We start from the raw sequence: 15,057 nt of genomic DNA on the forward strand, positions 1-15,057 counted from the left end.
AATTATAAAATGGAAAATATGACATGGTTACAATATTTTATCGACAATAACGGAGGTATGATGTTCGCGGCTTTAGGCGTCGCTTTGGCAGTCGGCTTGGCGGGAACAGGTTCAGCAAAAGGAGTCGGTATGTGTGGTGAAGCCGCTGCTGCCTTGATCAAGGAACAACCGGAGAAATTCGGTAAATCATTGATCCTGCAACTATTGCCGGGTACGCAAGGGTTGTACGGTTTCGTTATCGGATTCCTGATTTATCTGCAAATGGCTCCTGAAATGACCGTTGCACAAGGATTGTATTATCTGATGGCCGGTCTGCCTATCGCAATCACTGGTTTGACTTCAGGTATCGCGCAAGGCCGTGTATCTACAGCGGGTCTGCAGATCTTGGCTAAGAGAGAAGAGCACAACACAAAAGGGATCATCTATGCTGCCATGGTTGAAACGTATGCGATCCTAGGATTCGTTACATCATTCTTGTTGGTATTGAACGCTTAAATCTCAAAAGCTCCAGAAGAATTTAAGAAAAAGTAAGGAGATGAGAAAGCGTGAAAGATCTACAATCCTTGTCTGAACAGATCCTGAACAAGACAAAAGCAAAAGGACAAAGCAAGCTGGAGGATGCTGAAAAAATTTCTGTCGCAAAGATAGAAGAGAGCAGATTGACTCTGGTTGAACAACAAAAGGCGCGCAAAGCTGCCATTTTGAAAAAAGTTGGCAACGATTTTGATCGTGAGCAACAAACGTTGAAAAATAAAGAGCGCAATGCTGTTTTGAAAGAGAAACAGGTCATCCTGAAATCGGTCTTCCAGCAGGCTTTAGAAAAAATGAACACGTGGGATGAAATCCATTTTGCGCAATTCCTGAACGGTGTGCTTGCTCAGGCTGGCGATTCGAAAGCCTACAGCATTGTTCCGGGCGCAAAATCGATCGCCCACTTTAAGGGGAAAGAGTTGCAGCAGCTGTTGGTCAAATATCCGGCTGTCAAGATTTCTGAGGAGTCCATTCCGAATAAAGCCGGATTCATCCTTCAGGAAGGCGGAGTCGACTACAACTATTGCTTCGATGATCTGATCGAAGATGTAAAGAACGACTTCGCAGCGGAGCTGGCGACTTTAGCATTCCAAGACGAAAAGTAAAGGAGGGGCACTATGCAAGAGATTGATTACAAAGGCGTCAATACGATACTTCGCACCTATGAATTAAAATTATTGGCGGAAGCGGATTACGATTGGATGCTGAAAGCCTCTTCTCTAAAAGATGCCTTGGATGTTCTGAAAGGTACCGGTTATGAGTTTGACGAGAAAGAAACACTGATGAACAAAAATTTCGAAGGTTTTCTCATGAAACACCTGGCAGAAGTCTATCAGGACTTGTTCAGCATCACACCGGTTGCTGAGATTGTGGAATTATTCGCCCTGCGCTATACCTATCACAACCTGAAAGTGTTGTTGAAACAACGTTTTTCGGGTGAAAATCTGGAGCAGTTGTTGATTCCCATCGGCAAATATTCCATAGCCAGTCTGAAGAAATTGGTCGAAACCGGCGACGGCAACGACGAACATCCGATTCTGATAGAAGGAGTTCAAGAAGCGATCCGCGATTTCGATGAAGGTCATCGCATCGAAGCGGCCACTATCTTTATGGACACTTATTATTTCAGGCATCTGCGTTCCATCAGCAACGAGCTCCAACAACCGAGCATCACGAAAATGGTGGATGGCATGATCGACCTCTATAACCTTTCGACCATGATCCGAAGCTTGAAACAAAATAAGCCCCGCGGTTTTCTCTATACGGTCTTATCCAGTTCAGGTTCGATTTTGAAACGCGATTTGATTGAAGAATCGATCAACGGACCAAGCGCGGTCATGCGCAAGTATTATTTCAGCAAAGAATACGGCACGCGCTTATCCAATATGATTTCTGAGACAACGAACGAAGTGGACACACAGAAGCTGGATAAACTCGTAGATGAACTGACCTATGAATTGATTGCGGAAGGCTTGTACCAACCGTTCGGTCCGATCCCCTTGTTGGGTTATCTGTTTGCCAAAGAGAAGGAAGTCACCAATATCCGCTTGATTTTGGTGGGCAAAGACAATCAGATAGATGAACAAATATTGAGAGAGAGGATGCGACCTGTATATGGCTCATAATATTGCAGTTGTGGGAGACAAAGATTCCATCCTTCCTTTTAAGATTTTGGGCTTCGCAGTATTTGCATGCCATAATGCCCAGACTGCCCGTGAAACGGTAGATCGCCTGGCGATGGAGAATTATGGAATCATTTATCTGACGGAAGAAATGGCAAAAGAAATACCTGATACAGTGAGCAGGTATGACAGTAGTGTCCAACCAGCCATCATCCTGATTCCGAACCATAAAGGTACGTTGAATATCGGGAAAAGCCGTATTCAGGAGAATGTTGAAAAAGCAGTTGGACAGAATATCTTATAATTTGGAGGGGACTTTTTTGAAAAATGGAAATATAATAAAAGTTTCCGGACCTTTAGTTATGGCGGAAGGAATGGAAGAAGCGAACATCCAAGATATTTGCCGCGTCGGTGAATTAGGATTGATCGGCGAAATCATCGAGATGCGCAATGATGTCGCATCCATTCAAGTTTACGAAGAGACTTCCGGTATTGGTCCTGGAGAACCGGTAATCACAACAGGGGAGGCATTGTCGGTCGAATTGGGACCAGGCATCCTGTCGCAGATGTTTGACGGGATCCAACGTCCTTTGCATACGTTCCGTGAAATTACTCAAAGTAACTATTTGGTGCGTGGGACGGATATCTCACCATTGAAGAGAGAAAACATCTGGGAATTCAAAGCCACGAAGAAAGTCGGCGATCACGTCATCGCCGGTGATATTGTCGGTACCGTGCAGGAGACGAAAGTCATCGAGCACCGGATCATGGTTCCTTACGGCATTTCCGGGAAGCTGACTGCCATCCAGGACGGCAGCTACACTTTGGATGACACGGTATATGTCATCGAAACGGAAAATGGCCCGAAAGAAATGACTATGTTGCAAAGATGGCCAGTCCGTCGCGGACGTCCATTCAAGCAAAAAATGAATCCGCACACGCCGATGGTTACCGGCCAACGGGTCATTGATACGTTCTTCCCGATCACAAAAGGTGGAGCAGCCGCTGTTCCTGGACCTTTCGGAGCGGGGAAAACCGTTGTGCAGCACCAAATCGCAAAATACAGTGATGTGGACATCGTAATTTATGTCGGTTGCGGCGAACGCGGGAATGAAATGACTGACGTATTGAATGAATTTCCGGAATTGATCGATCCGAACACGGGTGAATCATTGATGGAGCGTACGATCCTTATCGCCAACACCTCAAACATGCCGGTTGCGGCGCGTGAAGCATCCATCTATACAGGCATCACGATCGCGGAATATTTCCGTGACATGGGTTACAGTGTAGCGATCATGGCTGACTCGACATCCCGTTGGGCAGAGGCTTTGCGCGAAATGTCGGGCCGTCTGGAAGAGATGCCTGGTGATGAAGGCTATCCAGCCTACCTAGGAAGCCGTGTAGCAGAGTATTATGAACGGGCAGGACGAGTGTTGGCTTTGGGGTCGGAAGATCGTGAAGGGAGCATTACGGCCATTGGAGCGGTATCGCCTCCTGGTGGGGATACCTCTGAACCGGTAACCCAAAATACATTGCGGGTCGTTAAAGTTTTCTGGGCGTTGGATGCTACATTGGCACAAAAAAGACATTTTCCATCCATGAACTGGCTGACTTCCTATTCCCTTTACAATACCGAAGTGGGGGAATATCTGAACAATGCCTTACAGACAAAATGGTCAGAGATGGTTCAGCATGCTATGAACCTCTTGCAGGAAGAATCGGAATTGGAAGAAATCGTCCGTTTGGTCGGTATCGAATCTTTGTCCGAAAAAGACCGCATGACCATGGCAATCGCGGAATCGCTGCGTGAGGACTATCTGCAACAGAACGCTTTCGATGATGTCGATACGTACACTTCCCGCAACAAGCAATTGGCGATGCTGGATATGATCCTTGACTTCGAAACAGAAGCACGTGAAGCGATGCGTTTAGGCGCTTACTTCAACGAAATCATTGAGGGCACAGTTGAATTGCGCGACCGGATCGCAAGAAGTAAATACATCAGGGAAGAAGACCTTGAAGAAATGAAAAACATCAAGGCAGACATGAAGAACAGATTGCATGAAATCGTTGCGGAAGGAGGGATGACACGCCATGCTTAAGGAATATAAAACAGTAACCGAAGTTGTAGGCCCGTTGATGGTTGTAGAGCAGATCGAGGGAGTCAAATTCGACGAATTGGTTGAGATACAAATGCAAAACGGCGAAATCCGCCATGGTCAAGTTTTGGAAGTCAGCAAAGATAAAGCGATGGTGCAGATCTTTGAAGGCCCAAGCGGTATCAACATCAAAGACACCAAAGTCCGCTTCCGAGGAAAACCTCTTTCCATAGCTGTTTCTGAGGATATGGTAGGCCGTGTGTTCGATGGGATGGGCAATCCGATTGATGGCGGCCCGGAAATCATCCCGGAAATGAACTTGGATGTGAACGGACAGGCAATCAACCCTGTAGCGCGTGACTATCCGGATGAGTTCATCCAAACGGGAATTTCCGCCATCGACCACCTGAACACACTTGTAAGAGGGCAAAAACTTCCTGTTTTCTCCGGTTCAGGTTTGCCGCATAAAGAATTGGCTGCACAGATTGCCCGTCAAGCAACGGTTTTGAACAGCGATGAAAAATTTGCGGTTGTATTTGCAGCCATGGGGATCACTTTTGAAGAAAAAGAATATTTCATGGAAGATTTCCGCAAGACAGGGGCGATCGATCGCTCAGTCATGTTCATCAACTTGGCGAACGACCCAGCCATCGAACGTATTGCCACACCAAAAATGGCTTTGACGGTCGCGGAATATCTGGCCTACGAAAAGGACATGCACGTCCTGGTAATCATGACTGACATGACCAACTATTGTGAGGCTTTGCGTGAAATTTCAGCAGCCCGTCGTGAAGTGCCGGGTCGCCGTGGTTATCCAGGGTACCTGTACACGAACCTTTCCACCTTGTATGAGCGTGCAGGCCGTATCATCGGCAAAAAAGGCTCAGTGACTCAAATCCCGATCCTTTCCATGCCGGAGGATGACATTACGCATCCGATCCCGGATTTGACCGGTTACATCACGGAAGGCCAGATCATCCTTTCGCGTGAGTTGAACAACTCAGGCATCAAGCCGCCGATCAATGTGTTGCCTTCGCTTTCCCGTCTGAAAGACAAAGGTACCGGTGAAGGCAAGACAAGAAAAGACCATGCTCCAACCATGAACCAGTTGTTTGCGGCTTACGCAAAAGGAAAACAGGCAAAAGAATTGGCTGTCATCCTAGGGGAGTCCGCCTTGTCCAAGACAGACAAACTGTATGTGCAGTTCACGAAACGTTTCGAAGAAGAATACATCAATCAAGGATTCTATACGAACCGAACGATCGAAGAGACTTTGGCTTTGGGTTGGGAACTGTTGTCCATCCTGCCTGTAACGGAACTTAAGAGAATCAAGAGCGATATGATCGATGAGTTTATGCCGAAGGGAGAGTGATCGTCCATGGCTAGATTGAATGTAAAGCCAACCCGGATGGAACTGTCCAACTTGAAATCGCGTCTGGTACTATCCACCCGCGGTCATAAACTGCTGAAGGATAAGCAAGATGAACTGATGCGTCAATTCATCTTGCTTATCCGCGAAAACAACATCCTGAGGGATGAAGTCGAAAAAGAACTGACCGCCTCCATGCGTTCTTTCGTGGTAGCCAAGTCGCTTCTGAATGAGGCTTTCATTGAAGAATTGTTCGCTGTACCGGCTACGGCGGTTGAATTGGACATCCAAGAAAAAAATATCATGAGTGTCGTCGTTCCCCAAATGAACTTTTCGATAGCCGACAAAAACGATAAATCCACGGATTTACAGTACGGCTACGTAAACTCAAACGGTGAACTGGATGATGCGATCAAAAAGATCGAAGATATCCTTCCGAAATTGCTTAAATTATCGGAAATCGAAAAAACATGCCAACTTCTTGCCGATGAGATCGAAAAGACAAGAAGGCGCGTAAATGCATTGGAATACAAAATGATTCCCCAGTTGCAGGAGACGATTCGTTACATCCAAATGAAACTCGAAGAGAACGAGCGCTCCAGCATCGTCCGAATGATGAAAGTCAAAGACATGGGTGCTTCATGATGCCGCCAAAAGAACAAGACAGGGATATCCTTGTCTTGTTCTTTTTTGTCTTTCCGACCATCCAGAGCGGTAACTGTATCCGATTCAGCAGTGCAGTTGCTGAAAACGGGAAATGATAAAATGTTGGCGGAAGACCCCGGTAAAGGTTTTAACCTTGACGAAATTGTGTTAAACTATGAAATAATAAACAGAACGCCGCATTAGGCTGTACGATGCTGTAAAAATATAATTGGATGGTGGGCATTAAATGACAGAAAAAGGATTGTTGATTGTCTTATCCGGACCTTCGGGAGTAGGCAAAGGGACTGTGAGACAAGCAATTTTTTCTCGTGGTGAACGGGAGTTCATATATTCAATTTCCGCTACGACCCGCAAAGCGCGCGAAGGGGAAGTGGATGGCAAAGATTATTTCTTCAAGGAAAGAGAAGAATTCGAGAGAATGATCGCCGATAATGAACTGTTGGAATATACCGAGTATGTTGGCAATTACTATGGTACGCCAATCGACTATGTAAGAAGAACGTTGGATACGGGAAAAGATATTTTTCTGGAGATCGAAGTTCAAGGTGCCATGCAAGTGAAGGAACGGATGCCTGAAGGGATATTCATCTTCTTGACGCCTCCTGATATGACTGAACTGGAATCACGTATCGTAAATCGCGGTACGGACGAATCCCCGATCATCAAGCAAAGAATGGAAAAGGCTATTGAAGAGCTTAGTTTGATGCGTTATTATGATTATGCGGTAGAAAACGACACAGTAGAGAATGCGGTACAGAAAGTGCTTGGCATCATCCAAAGCGAACACTTGAAAGTTTCACGGATTCTGGATACCATCTGTGCGGATGAAAGGGAGTAAATTATTATGATGTTATATCCTTCGATCGATAAATTGTTGGAGCAAGTGGATTCAAAATATTCAATGGTCATTCTTTCAAGCAAAAGAGCGCACCAATTGCACGATCGCTCAGAGCCTTTATTGGACACTTACCAGTCATTCAAGAATGTTGGACGTGCGCTGGAAGAAGTAGTTGCCGGCGAATTGGAAATCGATCCGAAATCCATCATCCCTGAAAGATAACAGAATAGGAATGAAAAAAGACTACTGTTTTTGAACTTCAAAATCAGTAGTTTTATTTTTTTGATGCCGAAAATCTCAGGGAAGACTTTATCGGCATAATTTAGTAATATAATGGTTAGAAAAAGAAGGGGGAGGGCTTTATTTGCAAATTGCAAAAGTGATTGTCGATATACCTGCAATGCAGACCAATCGTCCCTTTGACTATGCGATCCCTCCTGCTATGGAGCATAAATTAGGCAAGGGCATGCGGGTTGAGGTGCCTTTCAACAAACGCATGATCCAAGGGTTCATAACGGAAATTTCTGATCATACCGATTTTGAAGGGGAACTGAAAGAAATCATCCAACCTTTGGATATCGAGCCAGCTTTGACCGAAGAACTGCTTCTGTTGGGCGAGGAAATGGCGGAAACTGTTTATGCCTATCGGATCCATTGTTATCAGACGATGTTGCCGCCTTTGATGAAGGCAAAGTACGAAAAAGAAATTGAGATTGTCGATGAATTGGATGAGGAGTCTTTCTACGGACTTTTTCAAGGGAAAAGCAAAATGAGTTGGGAAGATGCCGTCGACCGCGGCATTTTGCCGCAACTGATCGAATTGAAACGAGCCGGGAAGATTGAAGTCAATTACATCCTGAAAAATCAGGCAAAGGCAAAAACGGTGCAGGTCTATTATTCCGATCTGGAAATGGACAGTTTGGAAGACGCATACCGCAGCCTGAAAAAGTCGGCCAAACAACAGCAAGCCTTGTTGGCGGCAATCATGTCCATGAACGGAACCCCGCTGACGTCCAAAGAATACAAGGATCAATTCGATATCGGTTCAAGCACAATCAGGACCGGCGTAGAGAAGGGCTGGCTAAAAGCGGCGGACCGGGAAATCCTCCGGGATCCCTTTAAGGATAGGCTGTTCAAAAAAACCGAAGCGCTGCCCCTTTCGGACGAACAAACGGCAGCTTTCCGGACGATGGGTGCCAGCATCAAGGAAGAACGCCATGCGGTTTTTCTGTTGCAAGGTGTAACGGGAAGCGGCAAGACCGAAGTATACCTTCAATTGATCGCTGAAGTGATCAATCAAGGCAAGACTGCCTTGATGCTCGTACCCGAAATCGCTTTGACCCCGCAGATGGTCAACCACTTCAAGAGCCGCTTCGGTAACCGCGTGGCAGTGATGCACAGTGCGTTGTCATCGGGTGAGAAATACGACGAGTGGCGCAAAATCCACCGCGGCGATGCTGATGTCGTAGTTGGAGCCCGTTCTTCCATTTTTGCTCCGGTTGAGAATCTCGGGATCATCATTATGGATGAAGAACACGAGAGCACGTATAAACAGGACGAAAATCCGAAGTATCATGCCCGGAATGTAGCGATCTGGCGCGGTCAGCATAACCATTGTCCGGTAGTTCTGGGAAGCGCGACGCCTTCGCTGGAGTCGCGGGCCAGGGCGCAAAAAAAGGTTTACACATTGGTAGAATTGAAGGGACGCTTCAATCAACGCGCGCTGCCCCAAGTCGAAATTGTCGATATGCGTGAGGAGTTCAAAGCGAACAACCGCAGCAGCTTTTCTGTGATGCTTCAGGAAAAGATCACGGATCGTCTGCATAAGAAACAGCAGATTGTGCTGATGCTGAACAAAAGAGGCTATTCCTCTTTCATCATGTGCCGGGATTGCGGTTTCGTCCTCGAGTGCCCGAACTGTGACATCAGTCTGACTTTGCATATGGACAGCAAAACGATGAAGTGCCATTACTGCGGCCATGAGGAAGCAATCCCCAACACCTGTCCGAAATGCAAGGGCCACAATTTCCGTTACTACGGTACGGGAACCCAAAAAATAGAGGAAGAACTGCAGGCACTCTTCCCGGAGGCGCGCATTTTGCGCATGGATGTGGATACCACCCGCAAGAAAGGCGGCCATGAGGCTATCCTGTCGGCATTCGGAAGAGGAGAGGCAGACATCTTGCTGGGCACGCAGATGATCGCAAAAGGATTGGACTTTCCGAACATCACGTTGGTCGGTGTCATCAATGCGGATACTTCATTGGGGCTGCCGGATTTCCGGTCTTCGGAGAGGACGTTCCAGCTGCTGACCCAAGTCAGCGGCCGTGCAGGTCGCGCTGAGTTGTCCGGGGAGGTGGTGGTGCAATCCTATAATCCGGATCATTATGCCATCCTTTTTGCCCAACAGCACAATTACGAAGGCTTTTACCGTACCGAGATGTCGCTCCGGCATAAAGCGGGTTATCCGCCTTATTTTTATACCGCGCTGATCACCGTGAGCAACCCGGATGAAAAGAAAGCGCAGAAGAAAATTTATGAAATCCATGAGATCCTTCAAAAAAAGCTTGAACCTGACACAATCATGCTCGGGCCATCAAAGGGATCCATCGCGAGAGTGAACAACCGCTATTATTTTCAGATATTAGTGAAATACAAACAGGGAACCAAACTACATCCGGCATTGAAACAGATTTTGGATGAGTCACAAAAAGAAAATGCACGCGGTCTCTATATTTCAATCGATTCAGAGCCGGTCAATTTCTTCTAGGAGGTATACAAATGAAAAAAATCATTTTTATGGGCACCCCGGAATTTTCAGTGCCCATTTTAGAGGCTTTATTGCAGCATGGGTATGACGTGATCGCAGTTGTTACACAACCGGACCGCCCGGTAGGCAGAAAGAAAATATTGACGCCTTCTCCGGTGAAGGAAGCCGCACTGAAGCATGGTCTGCCGGTCTATCAGCCGGAAAAAATTTCCGGTTCACCGGAAATGGATGAACTGATTGCCTTGAAGCCGGACCTGATCGTGACAGCGGCCTATGGGCAATTTCTGCCGGTTAAGCTGCTGAACACTCCACGTTTCCGCTCCATCAATGTGCATGCTTCTTTGTTGCCGAAATATCGCGGAGGCGCTCCTGTCCATTACGCCATCATTAATGGGGAAAAAGAAACAGGGGTCTCCATCATGTACATGGAGAAAAAAATGGATGCCGGGGCTGTGTTGGCGCAAAAAGCCATACCCATCACGGAGGCAGATGATGTTGGGACGATGTTTCTGAAGTTGAGCGACCTGGGTAAAAATCTTTTGATCGAAACATTGCCTGATTTTTTCCAAGACAAACTCGTGCCGCAAGAACAGGATGAATCCGCAGCCACCTTTTCGCCAAACATCAAGCGCGAAGAGGAACGCATCGATTGGTCCAAAACGGCTGCACAAGTGGCCTGCCAAGTCCGAGGCATGCGTCCATGGCCAGTGGCTCATACGCTTTTGGGCGGGCAACGGATCAAAGTATGGGCGGGACAGGCTGTCGAAACGAGTACGACCGATGAACCCGGAACTGTTTTTGCAACAGACAAGGAAGCCCTTTATGTAGCCTGCGGAGCGGGCACCGTTTTCAAAATGACGGAACTCCAACCTGCAGGGAAAAAACGCATGTCAGCAGCGGATTACTTGCGGGGCAGCGCCTGCGAAATACAAGAAGGTACAAGGTTTGATACAGATGGACAATAAACTTAAAAACAAAATCAAGCATACGGTCCGTTATCTGGCTGTCGATATATTGGAGAGCGTAGAGAAGGAAGGCGCGTATTCCAATCTGTTGCTGAACAAAGTCATCCAATCCGAAAAGTTATCCCCTAAGGATGCCGGCCTGTTGACGGAGATTGTCTATGGCGTCATCCAGCGGAAAATGACTTTGGATTATGGCCTCTCGGGATACATCAAAGATCCCAAAAAACAACTTTCTTGGGTGACTAACTTATTGCGTGTCTCCGCCTATCAGATGGTCTATTTGACGAAGGTTCCGGATCATGCCGTCCTTTTCGATGCGGTTGAGATAGCGAAAGCTAAGGGCCATGCGGGCGTCGCCAGTTATGTGAACGGTGTGCTGCGTAATGTGCAACGCAATGGGCTGCGCGACTGGAAAACCATCAGCAACGCCAAGAAACGCATCAGCGTGGGGGCCAGCATGCCGAAGTGGCTCGTCGCCTATTTCATTGAAAAAATCGGTATCGAGGAGACCGAAAAAATGGCTTTTTCCTTATTGGAAGATCCCTTTGTATCGGTCAGACTGCAGTCACAGGCAATGTCCCGGGAAGCGGCGCTCGAACAGTTGCAAGCAGAGGGTTACGATGTGGTCCCAAGTCCAGTTTCGCCTTCCGGCATCCGGATCCGCGGCGGGAAAATCGTTGACTCCCCGCTATTCAAAGAGGGCATCCTTACAATTCAGGACGAATCGAGTCAATTGGTCGCACCAGTCGGAGAACTGGAAAAGGACTTTCTCGTATTGGACAGCTGTGCCGCACCGGGCGGGAAGACTACGCACATGGCCAGTTATATCTCGGCTTCGGAAAACGGCAAAGTCATCGCCTTGGATATGTATGAGCACAAGATAGGCTTGATCAATCAAAATGCCGAGCGTCTGCACGTATCCGATCGCATTGAAACCCGGGTGCTGGATGCGAAAGAAGCAGGCAAAGCATTTGCACCGGAATCCTTTGATGTCATCTTCGTCGATGCACCCTGTTCGGGGTTAGGGTTGATGCGCAGAAAGCCGGATATCAAATATGTGAAAAATGCGCAGGACTTTCTGGACCTGCATCAAGAACAACTTCGGATCCTCGACTCCGTCAGTTCATTGTTAAAAAAAGGTGGACGTTTGGTATACAGTACATGTACACTTACTGAAGAAGAGAATCAAATGACTGTCCAGACATTCATTGAAAATCATGCCGAATTTGCGATTGTTCCGGTACGCTCCGATTATTTGGATAAAAAATCTTTCACTCATGAAGGGTTTGTGCAGATTTATCCGCATGATTACGGAACTGATGGTTTCTTCATCAGTTGTATGGTAAAGAGGTAAATGATAAGAAAGAATTGAGGGGAAAGAATGCAGATAGCCTTCAAAAGTGATAGAGGCAAAAATAGAGCAATCAATCAAGATTATGTGAGTTATTTCGTCAATGAAGCCCAGCAGCCGCTCATGATCGTATGCGATGGCATGGGTGGCCATAAGGCTGGCGACGTCGCCAGTGAGATGGGGGTATCCCATCTGGGGGCAGCCTGGAAAGGATCCCGTTTCACGAGCAGCGAAGAATTGTCCCGCTGGCTGATCGCCAACATCCAGCGCGTCAATGATCTGGTTTTTCAAAAATCTTTGGATTACAGCGACTTGGATGGAATGGGTACGACTTTGGTGGCGGCTGCCGTCGTTGGCAAGGAAGTCATTATTGCCAATATCGGCGACAGTCGGGCTTACGTCTACAGAAATTATAAACTCCGTCAAATCACGGAGGATCATTCCTTGGTGAATGAATTCATCAAATCAGGGGAAATAACCCCGGAGGAAGCACAACATCATCCAAGAAAGAACATTTTGACGCGCTCCTTGGGCGTTTCCCGGAAACTGGATATCGATATCTTGGCTATGCCGCTTGTGCAGGGCGATCTGTTGTTGCTTTGCTCCGATGGTTTGACTAACATGATGGATGATGAAGAGATCGCCCAGATGCTGAAGGAATGGCTTCCTCTGGAAGAAAAAGTCCTTTCCTTGGTCGATAAAGCGAATGTAGCTGGCGGCCTGGATAATATCACAGTCCTTTTGGCTGATTTTACGGATAGAGAGGGGGAACCGCTGTGGAGGCAGGAAAGAAATTAGGCGGCCGCTATAAAATCGTCCGACATATCGGAAGCGGCGGGATGGCGAACGTTTACCTGGGCCATGATCTAATTTTGGATCGCCCAGTCGCCATCAAAGTATTGCGCTTTGACTTCCGCGACAACAAGGATGCCCTGCGCCGTTTCCAGCGTGAAGCCCTCTCAGCCACGCAATTGATCCATCCCAACATCGTAGGTGTATATGATGTGGATGAAGAAGATGGCTTGCAATATATCGTAATGGAATTCATCGATGGCACGGATCTGAAAAAATATATCGACATTCAAGGCAGGGTTTCGCCGGAGAAGTCGATCCATATCATGCACCAAGTTTTGTCGGCTGTGGCATTGGCCCACAAAAACCGGATCATCCATAGGGACATCAAGCCACAGAATATTCTGATCGATAATCAAGATCGCATCAAAATTACCGATTTCGGCATTGCGGTTGCGCTGTCGGAAACTTCGATCACCCAGACGAATACGCTGTTGGGCTCCGTTCATTACCTGTCTCCGGAGCAAGCCAGAGGCAGCATGGCCACTTCAAAATCAGACATCTACGCTTTAGGGGTTGTCCTGTATGAATTGCTGAGTGGTAAGGTTCCTTTCGATGGGGAGTCGGCTGTCAGCGTCGCGCTGAAGCATTTTCAGGAACCGATGCCTTTCATCCGGGAAAGCCATCCGGAGATTCCTCAAAGTTTGGAAAATGTCATTCTGAAAGCCACGGCGAAAGAACCTTTAGACCGTTACGCCACCTGTGAAGAAATGATGGCGGATCTTGATACCTGCCTGTATGAGGAACGCTTGCACGAAGCACCTTTCATGCCGGTATCGCTGTTGCAGGAAACCAAAGTACTCACTCCCTTGTCCGCTGAAGTAGTTGCCAAAGCGGACAGCGGTAACACGATTGTATCTCCGCCACCAAGCGTGAAAGCTGAACCGATCCAGGAATACGAGTCAGGGCGAGAGGCCGCTGGAGGCAAGCAAAAACGAAAGAAGTGGACATTCGTTCTCTTCGGGGTGTTGCTGCTGGGTCTGATCGCCAGCTTTTTCCTCTTCTTTTACAATAACCAGGAAGCAGATGCGCTGACAGTACCGGATGTGTCCAATATGGATCAAGCCAGCGCACGCCTCGCATTGGAGGACGCAGGTTTGACTTTGGGGGATATAACGGAAGAACACAGTGATGAGGTCGAAGCTGATGCTGTCATTGAAACGTCACCAAAAATCGGTGCAGCCGTTGAAGCCGGTGATGAAATCGACCTGATCATCAGTCTGGGCGAGGAATTGTTCACGCTTCTCGACTATGAAGGCCAAGAATATGAAAGTGTTCTGGAAGACCTGCGTAAAGAAGGGTTTACGATCGAAAGGACACATGAATTCAGCAGCGAAGTCGCTGCAGGTAACATCATCAGCCAAAGTTTAGAGCCTGGCTCAGAAGTGAAACCAAGCGAAACTACGCTGTCGTTTCTGGTGAGCGACGGAAATGAATCCTATACGATGCGCGACCTATCAGGATATACGCGAAAAAGCGTCGAGGATTATGCAGGGCAATACGGGCTCGCATTGACGGTCACTGAAGCTTATTCCGATACGATAGCAGCAGGTCTGGTCATAAGCCAAAGTCTTGCAGATGGATCCGCTTTTGTATCCGGTGATGCCCTGAGTGTGGTGATTTCGCTTGGACCTGAAGAGCCGCAAGTGATTTCCTTCAGCCGTACCATCACGATTCCCTATCTCGCTGCAGCCGTTTCGGAACCCAGTTCTGAGAGCAGCAACAGTCAAGGCAATGAAAATGCCAACAGCAATGGAACTGCCAGCAGTTCTTCCAACAAGCCGAACCATATCGTCATTTATGTGCAGGACGAAGATCATGCGCTCAGTGACGTATTCCGTGAGTTCGATATAGCAGCGGATGAGCTCGTGACATTGAATTTCCGTATTCTGGAAGGCAGCTCCGCTTCCTACCGGATCGAAAGAGATGGCGAAGTCATCAACGAAGCTTCTGAACTAACACAATAGAAACAAATAGGCTGCAAAAAATGA

14 protein-coding genes are annotated in these 15,057 nt (G+C 47.4%); all 14 read left to right on the forward strand.

From position 1 onward, the window contains the following. Nucleotides 1-18: 18 nt before the first annotated feature. The 14 genes from ACKPBX_RS13125 (at nucleotide 19) to pknB (ending at nucleotide 15,033) form a co-directional block, all read left to right on the forward strand. Complete coding sequence (locus ACKPBX_RS13125; protein WP_407433261.1) at nucleotides 19-495, forward strand: V-type ATP synthase subunit K; 477 nt, start codon at nucleotides 19-21, stop codon at nucleotides 493-495. A 50-nt stretch (nucleotides 496-545) separates the two neighbouring features. Then, complete coding sequence (locus ACKPBX_RS13130; protein WP_086628165.1) at nucleotides 546-1,136, forward strand: V-type ATP synthase subunit E; 591 nt, start codon at nucleotides 546-548, stop codon at nucleotides 1,134-1,136. A gap of 12 nt (nucleotides 1,137-1,148) precedes the next feature. Next, nucleotides 1,149-2,156 carry a V-type ATPase subunit gene (locus ACKPBX_RS13135; protein ID WP_319995600.1) on the forward strand — a complete coding sequence of 336 codons (1,008 nt, stop codon included), beginning with the start codon at nucleotides 1,149-1,151 and terminating at the stop codon, nucleotides 2,154-2,156. Beyond that, a complete protein-coding gene (locus ACKPBX_RS13140) occupies nucleotides 2,146-2,457 on the forward strand; it encodes a V-type ATP synthase subunit F (protein WP_086985312.1) in 312 nt (103 codons plus the stop codon). The genes ACKPBX_RS13135 and ACKPBX_RS13140 overlap by 11 nt, the downstream gene beginning before the upstream one ends. Before the next feature lie 16 nt (nucleotides 2,458-2,473). Next, on the forward strand, nucleotides 2,474-4,258 hold the full coding sequence (locus tag ACKPBX_RS13145; RefSeq protein ID WP_140185965.1) for a V-type ATP synthase subunit A: 1,785 nt from the start codon (nucleotides 2,474-2,476) through the stop codon (nucleotides 4,256-4,258). Then, the gene (locus tag ACKPBX_RS13150) at nucleotides 4,251-5,627 is read left to right on the forward strand and encodes a V-type ATP synthase subunit B (RefSeq protein ID WP_086628161.1); all 1,377 of its coding nucleotides are present in this window, start codon (nucleotides 4,251-4,253) and stop codon (nucleotides 5,625-5,627) included. Before ACKPBX_RS13145 ends, ACKPBX_RS13150 begins: the two co-directional genes overlap by 8 nt. Before the next feature lie 6 nt (nucleotides 5,628-5,633). Next, a complete protein-coding gene (locus tag ACKPBX_RS13155) occupies nucleotides 5,634-6,269 on the forward strand; it encodes a V-type ATP synthase subunit D (protein ID WP_140185961.1) in 636 nt (211 codons plus the stop codon). Between the two features lie 247 nt (nucleotides 6,270-6,516). Continuing rightward, nucleotides 6,517-7,128, forward strand: a complete 612-nt coding sequence (gene gmk / locus ACKPBX_RS13160) for a guanylate kinase (protein WP_068562164.1) — start codon at nucleotides 6,517-6,519, stop codon at nucleotides 7,126-7,128. 6 nt (nucleotides 7,129-7,134) lie between these two features. Beyond that, nucleotides 7,135-7,350: a DNA-directed RNA polymerase subunit omega gene (gene rpoZ, locus ACKPBX_RS13165; protein WP_086628158.1), complete on the forward strand. Its 216-nt coding sequence runs from the start codon at nucleotides 7,135-7,137 to the stop codon at nucleotides 7,348-7,350. Between the two features lie 178 nt (nucleotides 7,351-7,528). Continuing rightward, entirely contained in the window at nucleotides 7,529-9,898 is a 2,370-nt protein-coding gene (priA, locus tag ACKPBX_RS13170; protein WP_319996438.1) for a primosomal protein N', read from the forward strand. Between the two features lie 11 nt (nucleotides 9,899-9,909). After that, nucleotides 9,910-10,863 (forward strand): methionyl-tRNA formyltransferase, encoded by a 954-nt coding sequence (fmt, locus tag ACKPBX_RS13175; RefSeq protein ID WP_119093090.1) that lies wholly within the window; start codon nucleotides 9,910-9,912, stop codon nucleotides 10,861-10,863. Next, nucleotides 10,853-12,217 carry a 16S rRNA (cytosine(967)-C(5))-methyltransferase RsmB gene (gene rsmB, locus ACKPBX_RS13180; RefSeq protein ID WP_319995601.1) on the forward strand — a complete coding sequence of 455 codons (1,365 nt, stop codon included), beginning with the start codon at nucleotides 10,853-10,855 and terminating at the stop codon, nucleotides 12,215-12,217. The genes fmt and rsmB overlap by 11 nt, the downstream gene beginning before the upstream one ends. 27 nt (nucleotides 12,218-12,244) lie before the next feature. Further along, complete coding sequence (locus tag ACKPBX_RS13185) at nucleotides 12,245-13,012, forward strand: Stp1/IreP family PP2C-type Ser/Thr phosphatase (RefSeq protein ID WP_119093089.1); 768 nt, start codon at nucleotides 12,245-12,247, stop codon at nucleotides 13,010-13,012. Continuing rightward, on the forward strand, nucleotides 12,991-15,033 hold the full coding sequence (gene pknB / locus ACKPBX_RS13190) for a Stk1 family PASTA domain-containing Ser/Thr kinase (RefSeq protein ID WP_319995602.1): 2,043 nt from the start codon (nucleotides 12,991-12,993) through the stop codon (nucleotides 15,031-15,033). Before ACKPBX_RS13185 ends, pknB begins: the two co-directional genes overlap by 22 nt. Nucleotides 15,034-15,057: the final 24 nt, after the last annotated feature.

The sequence above is a fragment of the Trichococcus shcherbakoviae genome (assembly GCF_963666195.1).
GTDB lineage: Bacteria > Bacillota > Bacilli > Lactobacillales > Aerococcaceae > Trichococcus > Trichococcus shcherbakoviae.